At 68.9% G+C, this 16704-nt stretch carries 15 protein-coding genes; 9 read left to right on the top strand and 6 right to left on the bottom strand.

Features of this window, described 5'->3' with window-relative positions:
- Positions 1–28: 28 nt before the first annotated feature.
- The 4 genes from ABD115_RS15345 to ABD115_RS15330 all read right to left on the bottom strand — a co-directional run bounded on the left by ABD115_RS15345 (position 29) and on the right by ABD115_RS15330 (position 3948).
- Positions 29–1561, bottom strand: a complete 1533-nt coding sequence (locus ABD115_RS15345) for an ABC transporter substrate-binding protein (RefSeq protein WP_343962466.1) — start codon at positions 1559–1561, stop codon at positions 29–31.
- A gap of 216 nt (positions 1562–1777) precedes the next feature.
- Positions 1778–2149, bottom strand: a complete 372-nt coding sequence (locus ABD115_RS15340) for a Fe-S oxidoreductase (protein WP_343962464.1) — start codon at positions 2147–2149, stop codon at positions 1778–1780.
- Positions 2146–3027 carry an arginase family protein gene (locus ABD115_RS15335; protein ID WP_343962462.1) on the bottom strand — a complete coding sequence of 294 codons (882 nt, stop codon included), beginning with the start codon at positions 3025–3027 and terminating at the stop codon, positions 2146–2148. The genes ABD115_RS15340 and ABD115_RS15335 overlap by 4 nt, the downstream gene beginning before the upstream one ends.
- A gap of 84 nt (positions 3028–3111) precedes the next feature.
- Positions 3112–3948, bottom strand: a complete 837-nt coding sequence (locus ABD115_RS15330; protein ID WP_343962794.1) for a DUF3097 family protein — start codon at positions 3946–3948, stop codon at positions 3112–3114.
- Positions 3949–4011: 63 nt separating this feature from the next.
- Here ABD115_RS15330 and ABD115_RS15325 point away from each other — a divergent pair, with 63 nt between their 5' ends.
- The 4 genes from ABD115_RS15325 (at position 4012) to ABD115_RS15310 (ending at position 8663) form a co-directional block, all read left to right on the top strand.
- Positions 4012–5094 (top strand): enoyl-CoA hydratase/isomerase family protein, encoded by a 1083-nt coding sequence (locus ABD115_RS15325; RefSeq protein WP_343962460.1) that lies wholly within the window; start codon positions 4012–4014, stop codon positions 5092–5094.
- Between the two features lie 142 nt (positions 5095–5236).
- A complete protein-coding gene (locus ABD115_RS15320) occupies positions 5237–6979 on the top strand; it encodes an aminotransferase-like domain-containing protein (RefSeq protein ID WP_343962458.1) in 1743 nt (580 codons plus the stop codon).
- 113 nt (positions 6980–7092) lie between these two features.
- Positions 7093–7770, top strand: coding sequence for a metal-dependent transcriptional regulator (locus ABD115_RS15315; protein ID WP_343962456.1), 678 nt, complete (start codon positions 7093–7095; stop codon positions 7768–7770).
- 251 nt (positions 7771–8021) lie between these two features.
- Positions 8022–8663: an asparagine synthase gene (locus ABD115_RS15310; RefSeq protein ID WP_343962454.1), complete on the top strand. Its 642-nt coding sequence runs from the start codon at positions 8022–8024 to the stop codon at positions 8661–8663.
- A gap of 69 nt (positions 8664–8732) precedes the next feature.
- On the opposite strand, the gene ABD115_RS15305 is transcribed toward ABD115_RS15310, so the two are convergent.
- The gene (locus tag ABD115_RS15305) at positions 8733–9062 is read right to left on the bottom strand and encodes a GNAT family N-acetyltransferase (RefSeq protein WP_343962452.1); all 330 of its coding nucleotides are present in this window, start codon (positions 9060–9062) and stop codon (positions 8733–8735) included.
- A gap of 37 nt (positions 9063–9099) precedes the next feature.
- Between ABD115_RS15305 and ABD115_RS15300 the strand changes: the two genes are divergently transcribed.
- The 3 genes from ABD115_RS15300 to ABD115_RS15290 are packed head-to-tail and all read left to right on the top strand — an operon-like array spanning position 9100 to position 12755.
- Positions 9100–9630, top strand: a complete 531-nt coding sequence (locus ABD115_RS15300; protein ID WP_343962450.1) for a hypothetical protein — start codon at positions 9100–9102, stop codon at positions 9628–9630.
- Positions 9631–9666: 36 nt separating this feature from the next.
- The gene (locus ABD115_RS15295) at positions 9667–11256 is read left to right on the top strand and encodes an MDR family MFS transporter (protein WP_343962448.1); all 1590 of its coding nucleotides are present in this window, start codon (positions 9667–9669) and stop codon (positions 11254–11256) included.
- A 23-nt stretch (positions 11257–11279) separates the two neighbouring features.
- Positions 11280–12755, top strand: a complete 1476-nt coding sequence (locus ABD115_RS15290) for an MDR family MFS transporter (protein WP_343962446.1) — start codon at positions 11280–11282, stop codon at positions 12753–12755.
- Positions 12756–12765: 10 nt separating this feature from the next.
- Here ABD115_RS15290 and ABD115_RS15285 read toward each other — a convergent pair whose 3' ends face one another.
- The gene (locus ABD115_RS15285) at positions 12766–13434 is read right to left on the bottom strand and encodes a TetR/AcrR family transcriptional regulator (RefSeq protein ID WP_343962444.1); all 669 of its coding nucleotides are present in this window, start codon (positions 13432–13434) and stop codon (positions 12766–12768) included.
- 108 nt (positions 13435–13542) lie between these two features.
- On the opposite strand from ABD115_RS15285, the gene ABD115_RS15280 reads away from it, so the two are divergent.
- Together ABD115_RS15280 and ABD115_RS15275 are read left to right on the top strand one after the other, a co-directional pair.
- On the top strand, positions 13543–15180 hold the full coding sequence (locus tag ABD115_RS15280) for an amidohydrolase (protein WP_343962442.1): 1638 nt from the start codon (positions 13543–13545) through the stop codon (positions 15178–15180).
- Between the two features lie 101 nt (positions 15181–15281).
- A complete protein-coding gene (locus ABD115_RS15275; protein WP_343962440.1) occupies positions 15282–16610 on the top strand; it encodes a TRAP transporter large permease subunit in 1329 nt (442 codons plus the stop codon).
- The last annotated feature ends 94 nt before the right edge of the window (positions 16611–16704 follow it).

The following is a 16704-nucleotide window of genomic DNA, read 5'->3' as shown; positions in this document are numbered from 1 at the left end:
GCTTCGAGACTACTCACTGAGCGAGCGATTACTCGACAGTCACGCCCGCGAGATTCACCCGAGAGTTCGTGTTCACGCTCGGGAAGCCCGAGACCTTCGTGCTCACGACGTTCGTCGGCGTGTAGTTGAACAGCCACTTCGCGGGGGCGTCTGCCGCCACGAGGCCTGCTGCCTGCTCGAGCAGCGCAGCCTCATCGGCCGGGTCGATGCTCGCGATCGCTTCGGCGTAGAGGCGCTGCACCTCGGGGTTGTCGTAACCGAAGTAGTAGCCCGGGTTCGCGTAGTTGCCGAAGTCGCGCGCCTCGGCGTGGTCGACGTAGCTGAGGTCGAAGTCGTGGTTCGAGTACACGTCGTTCAGCCAGGTGGGGAATTCGACGGGCTTCACCTTCGCCGAGACGCCGATCTCTGCGAGCTGGCTCGTGACGAGATCGAGCGACGCTGTGTCGTAGAAGTTCGGTGCGGTGATGGTGAGGCTGAGGTTTTGCTGGCCGGCCTCGGCGAGCAGCGCGCGGGCCGCTTCTGGGTCGTAGGCGTTGACGCTCGTGAGGTCGGTGTAGCCGGGCTCGAGCTCGGTGATGGGGCTGCCGAGCTGCTTCGCGTCACCGTTCTGGGTGCCGACGAGCTTGTCGCCGTCGATCGCCATGCTCAGCGCCTGGCGCACCCGCGGGTCATCGAACGGCGCGCGGGCGTTGTTGTAGGCGAGCGTGAAGACGTCGGCGCTCTCTGCGCGCACCATGTCGAAGTTCGCGTTGCCCTCGAACTCGGCCCGCAGCGGTGGCAGCAGCGCCGTGTGCACGTCGATGTCGCCGTCTTTGAGCGCGTTGACCGCGGCGCGCCCCTCGGGGAAGAAGCGGAAGATGGCGCGGTCGACCCCGGCGGGCTCGCCCCAGTACGCATCGTTCTTATCGAGCGTGATGCTGTCGCCCTGCTTCCACCTGGTGAACTCGAAGGGGCCGGTGCCGTTCGCCGAGTTCTGCAGACCGTCGGTCGAACCGCCCTCGAGAATGACGCCCTTTGAGCCGGCGAGCTCCCACAACAGCAGCGAGTTTGGCGCCTCAAGCGTGAGCTTCACCTGAGCGTCTCCGACCGCCTCGACGGCGACGGCGTAGCCGACCGTCTCGGGGGTGAGCGCCGGGGCGAGCGACTCGACAACGTCTGCCGTCGTGAGGTCGGCGCCAGAGTGGAACTTCACGCCGTCGCGCAGCGTGAACGTGTACTCGAGCCCGTTGTCGCTCACCTCGGGCAGTTCGGTTGCGAGCACGGGAACGATATCGGCCACGCTCCCCGCCGCGATGCCAACGAGCCCCTGGTACACATTGTCGATGAGTACCTGACCGGTCGCCACGCCGGCGTCGTTGCGCACGTCGAGGCTCGTCGGCTCGAGCACGAGGCCAACAGCCACCTCGTTCTTTGCGGTCGCGTCTGAACCCGGTCGGGTCAGCGCGAAGTACGCGGCGACGGCGGCCACCAGGCCAACGACGACAACGATCGCGATAATCAGCGGGGCCTTCGAACGCTTTCGCTTCTCGTAGCGTGGCGCCTGAGGGTTCGACTCACTCACGGTGACTCCTTGGGTTCAGTGTCTGGAGTCTGCGTCGACCTGGCGCGATCGCAGACGATTTCAACACGCTGCTCGTCGTGCTGAACGCCTGCGCCTCGCTGCGCGGGTGTCGAGGATCGAGACTACGCTGAGCGAACGCAGACTGTCTCGGAGATGGCTACCTTGTTGCAGTGTTGTTACGTAGGTGCGCCCGGTGTGCTGCCCCGTGAATCAACGCTAGCGAATATAGCCGCCGTCTTTGAGCCCTGCCTCGATCTCAAATCTGTTCTTCAGTGGGTCTCTGCCGGCCAGGAAATACAACAGCGGCATGGCTAAGCCGTAACGCCGCCACTGCTGCCGATGCACCTGTTCGTGCCGCAGCACGGCCGGCCGCACGTTCGAATCGGTGAGATAACACGCACCGACGCAGCTGCCCCCGCGGCCAAACGTCCACTTGGGCATGCCCTGAAAGACCCACAGGCCGTCGACCCGCTCAACCGCCCCCGTCGACCAGATCGAGCCCCACACGAAGCCGACCACGGTCGCGTACGCGTAGCCGAACCACGCGAGCGGCAGGTGTCGCGGCCGGGCCGGCGCAGGCGCCGTCACTTCGCGCCGCCGGAGAGCAGCGCAGCGAGCAGGCGAAGCACTGTCGGGGCATCCTCGGCGGCCGCCGACGCCGACGCCGGGGCAAACTCGCAGATCGCCGCGCCCGCAAGCGGGGCGGCAGCGACGGCCTTGCGTATCGCCGTGATCAGCTCGGTCGTCAACAGCCCGAAGGGCACCGGTGTGTGCACCGAGGCGAATTCTGCCGGGTCGAGCACATCGAGGTCGATGTGCACGTACACGCTCGTCGCCCCGCAATCAGCAAGCCAGGCCGCGACCTGCGCGGCGAGAGCCGCGTCGCTCGAATCGTTGCCCGCTGCTGTGGCGTCGCCGGGAGGAGGCACTGTCGCCACACCGAGCTCGGCGATCGCGACCGCCTCCTCAGGGTCAACCTCGCGCGTGCCGACGAGGAGCACGCGACTCGGGTCTACCGCGACCGCCGCGTTGAGATCGGAGCCGCCCTCGCCGAGCGCGTGCCGCAGCGCCATGCCAGAGGCCGCCCCCGACGGCGAGGTGCTCGGGTGCTGCACATCTGCGTGCGCATCGAACCAGAGCACGGCGACTCCCGGGTCGCGCGAAACCGCGCGCTCAAGGCCCGCGAGGGTCGAGGCGCAGTCGCCGCCGAGCGTGATCGCGGGGCCCTCGTGCGCGCGCAGCAGCTCGCGGGCGCTGTCGCGCGCGGCAAGCACAGAGCTCAGGCGTGCGATCGGGGTTCCAAGTGCGTCGCCGGCGTGCGCCGGCACCGCGACATCGACACGCGAGCTCGGTGGCAAATCCTCGCGCAGCAGCGCGGCTCCGTCTGCGAGCTGCATCGCGCGCGAAGAAGCGGAACCCTGCCACTCGGGCATCACCAGAAAGATCGGCCCAACCGCCTCAGCCATTGCATCCACCCCTGTGTTGTGAGCTCTGATGGCGCGGCCCGATGCGCGCGCCACGACCCACTCAGAATACGCCGAGCAAGCTGATTAGCGCCCGACAGAAACGAAGTCGATGAGCTCCTCGACCCGGCCGACGAGCTGCGGCTCGAGGTCGCGGAAGTTGCGCACGCGGCCGCGGATCCGCTGCCACGCGTCTGCGGTGTCGGCGAGACTCTCCGACGGCCACCCGAGTGCGCGGCAGATACCGGTCTTCCAGTCGATGCCGCGTGGTATCTTCGGCCACGTCTCAAGCCCGAGCCTGGCCGGCTTCACCGCCTCCCAAATATCGATATACGGGTGCCCCACGATGAGCACGTTGGCGCCGTGCGGGCCGCGCGCGATCGCGTCGGCGATGCGCGTCTCCTTCGACCCGGTTACCAGGTGGTCGAGGAGCACGCCGGCGCGCCGACCAGGGCCAGGCCGAAACTCGGCGAGCACCCGCTCGAGGTGGTCGGCGCCGTCGAGCAGCTCGACGACGATGCCCTCGACCCGCAGGTCGTCGCCCCACACCTGCTCGACAAGCTCGGCGTCGTGCTTGCCCTCGACAAAAATGCGGCTCGGCATCGCAACCCTCGCTCGTTCCTGAGGGGCAGCGAACGACCCGCTCGCGGTGCGGCGGCGCGCCTGCGGCCGCTTGGGCGCGACGAATTTCACCGGCTCCCCGTCGACGAGAAACGCGTCGGCGAGCGGAAACGCCCGCACCGCGCCGTCAAAATCTTCAAGCTTCAGCACACCGTCGCGGGCATCGATGACTGCGCCGCAGAACTCGGTCAGGCTGTGCTCCACGACGAGCCCGCGCGTGAGCGGCACCTCCCTGCGCGCAACCGGGCCACGGCGCGGCTTCATTCGGGCGATCGGGTCGTCGTCATAGCGGTTGTCAAACACGCTCACGAGCCTAGCGAAGACATCGCCCGTGCGGCTTCGCGGCGCGGCTGCTAGCTTGGGGGCATGAACGCTGAAGTTTCTGACCCGCTCATTCTGGTTGACCGCGTCGGCGCGATCACCAGGGTGACGCTCAACCGGCCGCGCGCTATCAACGCGCTCAACACCGAGATGTTCGAAGGGCTCGACGCGGCCCTCGACGCCGCGGCCGGGTCCAACGCCATCGTGCTCGACGGCGCGGGCGAGCGCGGCTTTTGCGGCGGCGGCGACATCAAACAGATCGCCTTCGGCGGCGACCCGCGGGGCCTGTTCGGGGCCGAGTACCGCGTCGACTACCGCATGAGCGCCTCGCCCGTTCCCGTCGTCGCGCTCATGGACGGCATCGCGATGGGCGGCGGCATCGGGCTCGGCGGCCACGCGGCGTTTCGCATCGTCACCGAGCGCAGCAGACTTGCCATGCCAGAGGTGCGGATCGGCATCGCACCCGACGTCGGCGGGCACCTGCTACTCGCCGAAGCGCCGGGAAGGCTCGGGGAGTACCTCGCGATCACCGCGGGCGAGATGACGGCGGGCGACGCGATCGCGCTCGGCTTCGCCGACACCCTCGTGCCAAGCGACAGGCTCGACGACCTGCGCGCGGCGCTCGCCGCAGGCGGAGACATCGCCGCTACCATCGCGCAGTTCGCCGAGCCGGCTCCGACGTCGCCGCTCATCGCGGTGCGCGACTGGTTCGACCCCATCGCCGACGCGGCGCTCGCGCGCGTCGATGCCGTGACCGACCCGGTCGGTGCCGCCGTCGCGCTCGTGACCGCGCTCGAGACCAGCGAAGACGAGCGAGCCCGCGAGACGGCGGCGGTCGTGCGCGGCATGTGCCCGCTGTCGCTCGCCGTGACGGTCTCGCAGATCGCGCGCACCCGCGCAGAATCGCTCGACGTCGCTGCAGTGCTCGAGGACGACTACCGCATCGTGCCGCGGTTCGCGGTAAACCCAAACTTCGCCGAGGGCGTGCGCGCCCAACTCGTCGACAAAGATCGCAACCCCAAGTGGATCCCGGCGACTGTCGAAGCGCTCGACCCCGCAGTGGTCGCGGCGCTGCTCGCCCCGCTCGAGCCTGGCGAGAGCGGGCTCGGGCTGCCTGCCCGCAGCTGACGCGGGCCTGGCGCTGTCGCGGGCCGTGCTGTGGCGCCGGCTGTGCTCGGGCGTCGGCGGGGCGCTGTCGCGGGCCTGGCGCTGACGCGGGCGTGGCGCTGAGAGCCTGGATGTGGTCGGGGCCGGGCACTACTCTGGAACCATGACAGCGGAAGGGCTCGCGGATTCGCGAAAGGCCGAGGCCGCGGGGCCGCCGAGCGTTCCTCGCGCTGCGGGTTCGTCTCGCGCTGCGGGTTCGTCTCGCGCTCCGCGCTCGCCCCGGGGAGCTGCGAGCGAGTTTCCGGTCGAGCTCGACCGGGCCCGCGATACACCGCTGCCGGTGCAGCTTGCGGCGGCAATGCGCGACGCCATTGACGCTGGCACGCTTCGCCCGGCAGAGCCCGTGCCTGCGACTCGAGAGTTGGCGAGGCGCATCGGAGTGGCCCGCGGGGTCGTGGTCGCCGCCTACGAGCAGCTCATCGCCGAGGGGTACCTCGTGGCGACCCACGGCCGGGGCACTGCCGTGCACCCGAAGCTCGGCGCGGCGAGCCATGACCCGCGAGGTGTGACGGGTAGGGGAGGGCCCGGCGGGGCCGCGCCGATCGGCCCAGCGCCGATCCGCCCCGCGCCCGGCGGTGCCTCGTCCGGCGATGCCTCGCCCGGCGGTGCCTCGCCCGGCGGCGCCTCGTCCGGCGATGGCGATCCCGGCGATGCCGCGCCCGGCGAGACGGCGCCAGGCCAAGCGGCCCCGCGCCAACTGGGAGCGCGCCCCGCGCGGCGCGGCGAACCGCTCGCGCCGGGCGAACCGATTCCCAGCGCCATTAACAGCCCGGCCTGGCGCGCGGCCTGGCGCGAGGCCGCCTCGCGCGCCCACCTCGTCGCTCCGCCGCTCGGCGACGGGCGGCTGCGCGAGGAAATCTCCGACCATCTGAGGCGCATGCGGGCAACGGCGCGCTCGGCGAGCGACGTCGTCGTGACCGCGGGAACCCGCGAGGGGCTCGGGCTGCTGCTCACGGCGCTGGGCACCACGCGCGGGCGCGGGCTTGTCGTGGGCGTCGAAGACCCCGGCCTGCCGTCGTTGCGCGGCGTCGCGGCCAGGCACGGAGCGCGCATCGTCGCGCTCCCGACTGACGGCGAGGGCCTCGACACCTCGCGGCTCCCCGACGGTGTGCTCGACCTCGTGATCGTGACGCCGAGCCATCAGTACCCGCTCGGCGGGTCGCTGCCGCTCGTGCGCCGCCGCGAACTTCTCTCCTGGGCCGCGCGCGGCGGCGTGGTCATCGTCGAAGACGACTTCGACTCCGAACTGCGCTTCACGGGGAGCCCGCTGCCGACGCTCGCGGCGCTCGACGACGCGGAGCACGGCTCGGTAGTGCTGCTCGGCACCTTCTCGCGCACGGTTGCCCCAGCGCTATCGGCTGGCTATCTGCTCGCGCCGGCTGGGGTGCGCGCGCTCGTTGAGCCGGTGCGGCACGATCTTGGCGGCCCCGTGTCGTCGGTCGTGCAGTTTGCGCTCGCGCACTACCTTGGCACGGGCGAGCTCAGGCGCCACACCGCGAGGCTGCTGCGGCGCTACGCCGAACGACGCGACCTCGTCTCCGACCGACTCGCGGGGGTTCCCGGGGTGCGCGTGCGCCCGATGGACGGAGGGCTGCACGCCGTGCTCGAATTCGTTGGCCCCGATGCCGCCGCTTTGCGGGCGCGCGAGGAAGCAGCCGTGCGCGGCTCGAACGCCGCGCAGCTGGGGGCGCAACCGCTCGGCGGGTACTGGCAGCGGCGCGGCGACGGCATGGCCGGGCTGGTGATCGGGCTGGGCGGATCCGTAGATCTCGAATTCGAGCGCGCGCTCGGAGTGCTCGCCGATGTGCTGAAACACGGCGACGAGCATCGCTTGCCGATGCGCTGAGCGCCGGCAACGAGTGGCGCTGGCCGGCGGCGCGCGCGGCAACAGCTGCCGGGGAACAGGGGTGCTCACCGCTGTTCCGGGCCGCGCGCGGTGCGACGCGGTACGCTTGGCTCGTGAGTGTTGAGAACATTACTGCGAGCATGCAGAACTACCTCAAGGTGATTTGGAGCCTCGAGGAGTGGTCTGATGCCCCGATCACCAACTCCGCGATCGCTGAGGCCGCCGGAGTGCGGCTGTCGACGGTCTCTGACGCGCTGCGCAAGCTCGCCGACTCCGAACTCATCGATCATCAGCGCTACGGCGCTGTGTCGCTCACTCCCGAGGGCCGCGAGCTCGCCGTCGTGATGACTCGCAGGCACCGGCTGCTCGAGACGTTTCTTGTGCGCATGCTCGGCTACTCGTGGGACGAAGTGCACGACGAGGCAGACAAGCTTGAGCACGCTGTCTCAGACGAGCTCATCAACCGCATGGATCGGGTGCTCGACTACCCGACGCGTGACCCTCACGGCGACCCCATACCGAGCGCCGACGGCCTCGTGCACAAGCCCGCCGCGCGGCTGCTGACCGAGATCGAGGCGCCGTGCCGGGTGCGGGTCGAGCGCATCTCTGACTCCGACCCCGAGATGCTGCAGTACTTCGCATCGCGCGGCATTATCGTCGACGCCGAACTCGAGCTGCTCGAGGGCGAACCCTATTCCGAGACGACGGCGGTGAGCGTCGCGGGCGTTGATCAGCCGGTGTTGCTCGGCAAAGCCGCATCGAACTCCGTCTGGGCTGCGCAGGTCAGCTAGCTGCGGCGCTGCCGCGTTGCCGGCGCTGCCGCGTTACCGGTGTTGCCGGTGCTGCCGGTGTTGCCGGTGCTGCGGCGCACCTTGCCTCGCCGCGCGGCCGCGCTGTGCGACCGCGCCGTGTGAACGCGCCGTGTGAACGCGCCGTGTGGACGCGTCGCGAATCTGCGCGAGTTACCCCCGACGACACCCGGATGCTGCCAAGCGGGCTGCAATACGAGATAATGGGGGTCTGACAGCGAAAGGGGGCGGCAGTGGGCTGGTTTTCAAAGCGCCGCAGGCAGGCACAGCCGCCGCGCCGTCTGCCCAAGCGCGTGCTCGCCCCCGTCGAAGAGATCGTTGAGCAGGGCTTGCTCGTCGCAGACGTCGCCGTGCGCATGACCGTGAAGAACGCGATCATCATGAACGCGCTCAAGGAGCATGTCGACTACGACGAGGCGCAGATCTTCGAGATGGTGCGAAACTCGCTGAACGAGCTCGCGGCCGAGCGGGAGCGCGACGCACGCCACATCTCGCGCGTGCGCGGCGAGGTGCGCGACACGGGGCGCAGCTCGTGGAGCGAAACCGAATACGGCAGCAGCGATAGCCGCACGCTGAAGCACCGGCAAGAGGTCTACGAGCAGGTCGCCACCGAGCTCCGCGCGCGAACGGAAGACGAGGAATACCTCAACGCCACGGTGCAGCGGGCGCGTTCGTTGGCGTGGGCCGAGATCGGCGATTCGTTGAAGGAGCGCGCGAGCCACCCCTATTACAGCGGCGGCCACGACGAGGAATACCGCAGCAACCGCGACGAGCGCATTCAGCAGCTCATCGAGAAAGATCTCACGTCGCTGATCAAGCAGCAGACCCCGAAGGCGAGCTTGAAAGACCGCATTCGGCTGAAGACTTCGAAGTAGCGCGGTCGCTCGCCGTGCGGTCTCGGGCGCGGTGCGGGCGCGCAGCGATTGGCGGATCGCGCGGGCGCGCTACTCAGCCGAGCGCACGAGCCCGGGGTGCTTTGCCAGGTAGCCCTCGATGAACCAGCACGACGCGACCACGGCGTTTGTCTGGGCGAGCTCCGAAGTCACGGCTTCGTGCGCGAGCAGCCCCGAGAGCCCCGTGCCGCGATACGCGGGGTCGACGAGCGTGTGGTCGAAGTCTATGACGCCGTCGCGGGGAAAAGAGTAGTGCGCCTCGCCCGCGAGCCGCTTGCCCGCACCGTCGGCGTGGTAGACCGCGAAGCGCTGCGCCTCGGGCTCGTGCAGAAAAGTGATGCCAGCCGCGGCGGCATCTTCGACCGATAGGTATCTCGCCATGGTCGTAGCCTAACCCCGTTATCCTCGAAGAGTGCGAATGAGATTTCTGAGTGTGCTCGTTGGAGCGTCGGTGCTCGGCCTCGCGGGCTGCTCTGCTCCCGAGCCGGAGCCAGAGCCTGAGGAGCTCACGGTGACGGAGGCAGGCGCGAGGTACCTCGATGCGGTGTGCCCGGTGAACGAAGCGTGGGACGAGGTCGATGCGGGGGTCGATCGCCTGCGTGTCGCTGGCGCGCGGCCGGCGCAGGCCGACGCTGCCGAGCTCTCGGAGGCGCTGGGCGCCGAGCTGAGCGCCGCACTGACCCGGCTCGAACAGCGCTCGCTCGCCGCGGTGAAGACGCTCGACGACCCGCTGGTCGCCTGGCCAGCCGCCGCGCAGGCCGCGGTCGAAGAGGTGCGCGACACGCTTGTCGACGATGCCGAGCAGGCGAGTAGTGCCGCCGCGCTCGATGGGCAAGAGCTGAGTGAGTATCGCTGGAAAGACCCTCAGGGCATAGCCGAGGCGGCCGCGAGGGCCCGTGCCGCGCTCGGGCTCCCAGAAGACCCGGCCGCTGCCTGCGACGCGCGCTAGAGGCAGGCCCGCGAACTGCCGTAGGCTAGTGGTCTCATGCAGCGCGAACCGCGAAACCCAGGCCCTGACGGCAGCGAATTCGGCGTAGGCGCCGGCGCTGCCGGGGGTGCACACGGTTCCGGCGCCGCCGACGCTGGCGGTGGCGGAGAGCCGCCCGGCACGGCCGGGCCCGGTTCGGCATCTGACTCGTTCGGCCCGCGCGAGCGGCTCGCGATCTGGCTGTTGCTCGGCTCCTGCTTCATCGCGGTGGTCAACGAGACCGTCATGGGTGTTGCGACCGCGCCGCTCATGCGCGAGTTCGCGATCTCAGCGGCGCAGGCCCAATGGCTGACGACAGCGTTCATGCTCACGATGAGCATCATCATCCCGATGACCGGACTCGTGATTCAACGCTTCTCGACGCGAACGCTGTTCATTGTGTCGACGGCGGTGTTCACGCTCGGCACACTTATCGCTGCCGCCGCTCCGGGGTTCTCGGTGCTGCTGCTCGGCCGCGTCGTGCAGGCGGCAGGAACGGCCGTGCTCAGCCCGCTCGTCATGACGACGGTTGCGACGGTCGCTCCGCCAGGGCAGCGCGGCCGGCTCCTGGGGCAGGTGTCGGTCGTGTTTGCCTCTGCGCCAGCGTTCGGGCCCGTGCTCGCGGGCTTCGTGCTGCAGTGGTTGAGCTGGCGATGGCTGTTCTTCATCATGCTGCCGATAGCCGTGGTCGTGCTCGTCGTCGGTGGGCGGTTGATGCCGAGCGTCGGGGTGCGCCGCCACGCGCGCATCGACGTCTTCTCGATCGCACTCGCTGGGTTCGCGTTCGGAGGCATCGTCTACGGCCTGAGCGCGGTCGGTTCGCTCGCGGCGGGGGCACCGACACTCTCGCCATGGGTGCCGCTCGCGGTCGGTGTGGTGGGGTTGCTCGCGTTCGGGTGGCGACAGCGCGTGCTGCAGCGTGCAGATCGGGCGCTGCTCGACCTGCGCGTGTTTGCGCAGTCGACGTTCGCGCGTTCAACGGTCGTGTTCGTGGCGAGCAGCATCTCGCTGTTCGGCGTATTGTTTCTGCTCCCGCTCTACGCGCAGAATGTGCTCGGGTTCAGCCCGCTCGTGACGGGGCTGATCGTGTTGCCAGGCAGCATCGTTTCTGCAGCGCTCGCTCCGCTCGTCGGGCGGATCGTGGATGCCCGCGGCGGCAGGAGGGTACTCATTGCTGGCACCGCGGTGACCGCCCTGTCGCTGTGGTCGATGCTGTTGTTTGGCGAACACACTCCGCTCGCGCAGTTGTTCGCGACGAACCTGCTCATGAACATCGGTCTCGCGGGTGTCTTCACTCCGATCTACGCAATGGCCCTCGGCTCGCTGCCGCCGAGGCTCGCTTCGCACGGCAGCGCGACCCTCAACACCGTGCAGCAGCTTGCCGCTGCGGCAGGCACAGCCCTGCTCGTGACGCTCATGACGGTGTTTTCTGTGCGGCACGGCGGGCTCGGGCTCGCGGAGTCGGCGGAGTCGATGGTGGTGGGGCTGCGCGTGGCGTTTTTCACCAGCGCGACGATCGCCACGGTGGGGGTCGGGTTTGCGCTCGCGGTGCGCGATCGGCCCGGGGTTTTCCCAGAACGGCAACGCGACGACACCGACGAGACGTAAAAGAGGCATAGAATATCCCTTCTATGCCTGAAGCAGAACACACACCAGCCCCCGACGCTTCGAACGACCCCTCGGAGCGCGTCTTCGGTGCGCGCGAACAGCTCGCCATCTGGCTGCTGCTCGGCTCTGCGTTCGTGGTGATCTTGAACGAGACCATCATGGGTGTGGCGTTGCCCGAGCTTATGCACACGCTCGGCATCTCGGCCTCAGAGGGGCAGTGGCTCACCACCGCCTTCCTCCTCACGATGAGCGTGGTCATTCCGATCACGGGCATGCTCATTCAGCGCGTGCCCACCCGTGCGCTGTTCATCGCGGCGATGTCGCTGTTCAGCGTCGGCACGCTCGTCGCAGCGGCCGCCCCAGGCTTGCCGATGCTGCTCGTCGGTCGCATCGTGCAGGCCTGTGGCACCGCAATCATGATGCCGCTGCTCATGACGACGGTCGTGACGCTTGTGCCCGCGGGCCAGCGTGGCCGCATCATGGGCCGAATCTCGATCGTCATGTCGGTGGCCCCCGCGCTTGGGCCGACGGTGTCTGGCATGATTCTCGAGGTGTTGAGCTGGCGCTGGCTGTTTCTGCTCGTGCTGCCGATCGCGGTGATTGCGCTCGTGCTTGGCGGGGTGCGCATGCCAAATGTCGGCGTGCGCAAGCGCACCTCGATCGATCTGCTCTCGGTGCTGCTGTCGGTGCTCGGGTTCGGCGGGCTGGTGTTCGGGCTCAGCGAGATCGGCTCCGCGGCGAGCGGCCATGCCCTCGTCTCGCCGGCGCTGCCCGCCGCGGTCGGAGCTGTGGCGCTCGCGCTCTTCATCTGGCGCCAGCTCGTGCTCCAGCGCGGCGACCGCGCGCTGCTCGACCTTCGCACCTTCCGCAGCCGCCCCTACGCACTCTCAGTAGTGCTCATCGGCTGTGCGTCGATGGCGCTGTTCGGCTCGCTCATTCTCGTGCCGATCTACGCCCAGAACGTGCTCGGCCTCACGCCGCTGCAAACAGGGCTGCTGCTGCTGCCGGGCGGGCTGCTCATGGGCCTGCTCGGGCCGGTCGTTGGGCGCTTTATCGACGCCCGCGGCGTGCGCCCGATGCTCATTCCCGGCACGATCGTTACCGCGCTCGCGCTCCTGAGCATGGGGCTGTTCACTGACACGACGAGCGTGTGGCAGGTGCTCGCGACGCATCTTGTGCTGAGCGTCGGGCTTGCCGGGGTGTTCACCCCGCTGTTCTCGGTGTCGCTTGGCTCGCTCCCGGTGACGCTTGCCTCGCACGGCAGCGCGATGCTGTCGACCGTGCAGCAGGTGGCCGGGGCAGCGGGAACCGCCCTGTTCGTGACGGTCATGACGCTGGTCTCGGTTGCCGCTGCAGACGGCGACCCCACTGCGGTCGACGGCGAGGCGCTCGCACACGGCACCCGCATCGCCTTTATCATCGGCGGCGGTATCGCCTCGCTCGGTGCGATCGTCGCGCTGTTCGTGCGCGAGGAGCCCGCCGAGCAGGTCTCCGTCTGAGTGCTTACCGCTAGCCCGTCGCGCCAGCGGCGAGCAGCCCGGCGATGAGCGCGGCGAGACCGAACTCGAAGGTCTCGGTGACCGCGGAGTGCCGCTGCGCAGCGGCGTTTTCGCGTGCTGCCGCTTCCGCTCGGGTGAGGTTCGGCGCAAGCTCGGCGTTGTCTACCGGGCGAAGGTTGTCTTCTGGGGCGAGCGAGTCAAGGGCCGAGCCGATCACAAACGACTCGATTGCGACGATGGCGGGCACGATGCGGTGAACTGGGTAGCCGTCGCGGCTCATCGCGGCGGCGATGCGCTCGTAGTCGATGATTGATTCGGGCTCGTCATCGACGGGCAGCGTCGCGAGCGCAGCGATGATGCCGGGGTGGGCGCCGAATGTTTGCCGGTAGGCCCTCGCCCACGGCACGATCGCCTCGTGCCAGGGGCGCGCGTCGAAGCCGTGGTCGCCGACGCGCGTGGTGAGTTGGCCGCGCATGCCGGCGATGAGTTCGTCTTTGCCCGCGAAATAGTGGTGAAGGGCGCTGGGCCGCACATCGAGGTTTCGGGCGAGCGCTGCGAGCGTAAAATCGCCGCCGCGAACGTCGGCGAGGGTAAACGCCGCCTCGAGAATGCGCTCGCGCGAGAGCACGGCGGTGCGCGGCCGGCCGGCCGAGCGGTGGGCGTCTGGCGCCGTCGTCATGGAGGTTCCTTGTCTCGCGGGGTTGCAGAGCTTATTGAATGTGCGTAAATTAATGGTGCTCCGCGTCTTACTCGAGGATACGGGGTCTCACGAACCAAGGGGGATACCGTGGCCGGGACGACCGCAGACCTGATCATTCACGGTGCGCGCGTGCACACGATGGTCGACGGTGACAACGAAACCGGCCCACGGTCGATTGCGATCGCGGCCGGGCGCGTGCTCGCCGTCGGCGCAGCCGCAGCAATCGAGGCGGCGCACCGTGGCGAGCTTACGCAGATCGACGACGCCACCGGGTCGACGATCACCCCCGGCCTCATTGACGCCCACCTCCACCCGATTCAGGGGGTCGAGCTGTGTCAGGGCGCAGATCTCGGCGGCGTGCGCGACCTGCGTGACCTGCGCACAGCGCTCGGCGCCGAGGCCGACCGAGTGCGAGCCGGCAACGGCGGCGGCTGGGTGCGTGCTTGGAACCTCGACTACGCCGCCTTCGATGGCGCACCGCTGACCTCCAGCCTCATCGACGACGCGGTTGGGGGCCTGCCTGCCCTCGTGTTCTTCTTTGACTTCCACACCGCGATTGCGAGCAGCGAGGCGTTGCGCGCGGCGGCCATCACGGGCGCCCGCGCCTTCGACGATACCTCCGAAATCATTGTCGACGCGGCCGGCGTGCCCACGGGGGAGCTGCGTGAAGACAGTGCCTACCAGCCCATCCTCGAGATCGCGCCGAAGCCGAGCCGTGAGGAGACCCTCGAAGCCGCGCGCGCGACCTTCGCGAAGATGCGCCGCTCGGGGCTCACCGGCGGCACGATTATGGATGGGAACTCCGAGACGCTCGATTTGCTCCAGGCGCTCGACTCGACGGGCATGGGCCTGCCCGTACGCATCGTCAGCGCGATGGATATCAAGCCCAGTTACACGGCAGAGCAGCGGGCGGCGATCAAAGCGCAGGTCGACCGTGGCGGTAATCGGTGGCGGGGCGGCGTGATTAAGCTCTACGCCGACGGCGTGATCGACACCGGCGCCGGCTGGCTCTACGAGGCCGACGCCGACGGTGACGGCCTCACGGGCTTCTGGCCTAACCAAGCCGATTTCGCCGCGACCGTGCGCGAGTTCGCCGAGGCAGGTTTCCAGATCGCAACGCACGCGATCGGCGACCGGGCCGTCGGCGAGACCATTACCGCGTACGAGGCGGCCGGGCCCATCGCTCGCACGGGCGTTCCGCACCGCATCGAGCACCTCGAGACCCTCGACCCGCGCGACGCGAAGCGGCTCGCCGCAGCCGGCATCACCGCGTCCATGCAGCTGCCGCACCTCCAGTGGCGCATCGCCGATGGCAGTGACGAGTGGGCCAGGCGGCTCGGCGCCGAGCGCGCCTCGCGCGGCTGGGCAGCTGGCACCGTGCTCAGCGAGGGTGCGCCGCTCGCGCTCGGCTCAGACTGGCCGATCGCCGACCTCGACGCCCGCGTCGGTCTCGCCTGGGCGATGCTGCGCAGGGCACCGGGCGACCCCGACGGCTTTGTGTACGAACCAGAACAGCGGCTGACCGCCGCTCAGGCGCTCCACGGGTATACCCGCGGCGCCGCGCTCGCTCAGGGCGACGACGACCTCGGCATCATCCGTGCCGGCTCCCGCGCAGACCTCACCGTCTGGTCTGCAGACCCGCTCGAGGCGACAGGCGACGACCTTGCCAGCCTCCCCGTGCGCGCAACCTATCTCGACGGGCTCCACACCCTCCACACCGAGTAATCTCTTCTCTATCCAATCGAGCGGCTCCGCCGCTTCCCCGAAAGGCCATCGTGGTCCAAAACACAGCACTGGCACTGTTGCCGGTCATCACCGTTCTTATCGTGTCGGTTCTCACCAAGCGCGCCCTGCTCGGGCTGTTCTCCGGTGCAATTGTCGGCGCCATCCTCATCGGCGGCTGGGGTTTCTTCGACACACTCGTCGGGCTCGTCGGCTCGTCGCTGTCGAACGAAACCGTGCACTGGCTCGTGCTTGTGGTCGTGCTGTTCGGGATCCTCATCGCGTACTTCAACGCATCTGGCGCGGTGAACGACTTCGCGCGGTGGACGGAACGGTTCGTGAACTCGCGCCGCAAGTCGCTCCTGCTTACCTGGCTGCTCACGATCGCGCTGTTCATCGATGACTACCTCAACGCGCTCACCGTCGGCACCTCGATGAAGCGCGTCACCGATCGCTACAACGTTCCCCGCACCCTCGTCGGCTCCGTCGTGAAGCTCACCTCGGCGCCCATCGCCGTGATCATTCCGTTCTCGACCTGGGCGATCTTCTTCGCGGCGCTGCTCGAGCAAGACGGCGTGACGGTCAACGGCTCGGGCTTCGGCGCCTACATCGCCGGCCTTCCCTACATCTTCTTCGGCTGGATCGCGCTCGCGGTCGGCCTGCTGCTCGCCCTCGGCGTGCTGCCGCTCGTCGGCCCCCTGAAGCGCGAGCAGGAGCGCGCGAACCGCACCGGCGACCCGCTGCCCGAGGGGCTCACCCCCGAAGAGCGAGCGTTCGAGCTCGCCGAAGACGGGCGCGACAGCACGCGCCCGCTGCCCTTCAACTTCCTCATCCCGATCGTCACGCTCGTCGTCGTCACGATTCTCACCGAGGTCGACATTGTGAAGGGTGCCGCCGCGGCGGTCGTCGTCGCGATCATTCTCTATCTCGTGCAGCGCCGCATGACGTTTAAAGACGTCGCGGTGCAGGCGTTCGAGGGCATCACCAGCATGGGCTACGTCATCGTGCTGTTCGTGCTCGCGTTCATGGTGCAGCAGATCAACATGGATCTGCTGCTCGCAGACTGGGTCATCGGCGCGACCGAGCCCATCATGAACGGTGCGCTGCTGCCGGCAATCGTGTTTCTCGTGTGCGGGCTCTACGCCTACGCAACGGGCGCGTTCTGGGATCTCGCCGCGGTTATCACACCCGTCGTGCTGCCGCTCGCGATCGCCGTTGGCGTTGACCCCGTGCTCGCGGGGGCCGCGGTGTTCTCTGGGGCTGCCCTCGGCTCGACCACGTGCCTCTACGGCGACGGCATGATTCTCGCGTCGAAGTCGGTCGGCGTGAAGCCGCTGAACCTCATGCTGTCGATTCTGCCCTACGCTGGCCTCGCAGCTGCGCTCTCGTTCGCCGCCTACCTCATCGCGGGCTACGTCTCGTTCGGAGGGTAGTAGGCGGGCCGGTCGCGGATCCGCCCCGCCGCGCCGCGCCCGGCCCCGCGCCAGCCTCGCGCTCAACTTTCTGCACGTAACGCGCGTTTACGCC

The organism is Leucobacter albus (genome assembly GCF_039528015.1).
GTDB lineage: Bacteria > Actinomycetota > Actinomycetes > Actinomycetales > Microbacteriaceae > Leucobacter > Leucobacter albus.
Note: the sequence above shows the minus strand (reverse complement) of the source record. Positions and strands in the feature narration are given on the sequence as shown.

What these genes read in the sequence shown, in the direction of transcription:
- ABD115_RS15290 (WP_343962446.1), top strand. Translation starts at nt 11,280, where the DNA reads ATGCCTGAAGCAGAACACACACCAGCCCCCGACGCTTCGAACGACCCC.
- ABD115_RS15300 (WP_343962450.1), top strand. Translation starts at nt 9,100, where the DNA reads ATGAGATTTCTGAGTGTGCTCGTTGGAGCGTCGGTGCTCGGCCTCGCG.
- ABD115_RS15325 (WP_343962460.1), top strand. Translation starts at nt 4,012, where the DNA reads ATGAACGCTGAAGTTTCTGACCCGCTCATTCTGGTTGACCGCGTCGGC.
- ABD115_RS15285 (WP_343962444.1), bottom strand. Translation starts at nt 13,434, where the DNA reads ATGACGACGGCGCCAGACGCCCACCGCTCGGCCGGCCGGCCGCGCACC.
- ABD115_RS15295 (WP_343962448.1), top strand. Translation starts at nt 9,667, where the DNA reads ATGCAGCGCGAACCGCGAAACCCAGGCCCTGACGGCAGCGAATTCGGC.
- ABD115_RS15335 (WP_343962462.1), bottom strand. Translation starts at nt 3,027, where the DNA reads ATGGCTGAGGCGGTTGGGCCGATCTTTCTGGTGATGCCCGAGTGGCAG.
- ABD115_RS15320 (WP_343962458.1), top strand. Translation starts at nt 5,237, where the DNA reads ATGACAGCGGAAGGGCTCGCGGATTCGCGAAAGGCCGAGGCCGCGGGG.
- ABD115_RS15305 (WP_343962452.1), bottom strand. Translation starts at nt 9,062, where the DNA reads ATGGCGAGATACCTATCGGTCGAAGATGCCGCCGCGGCTGGCATCACT.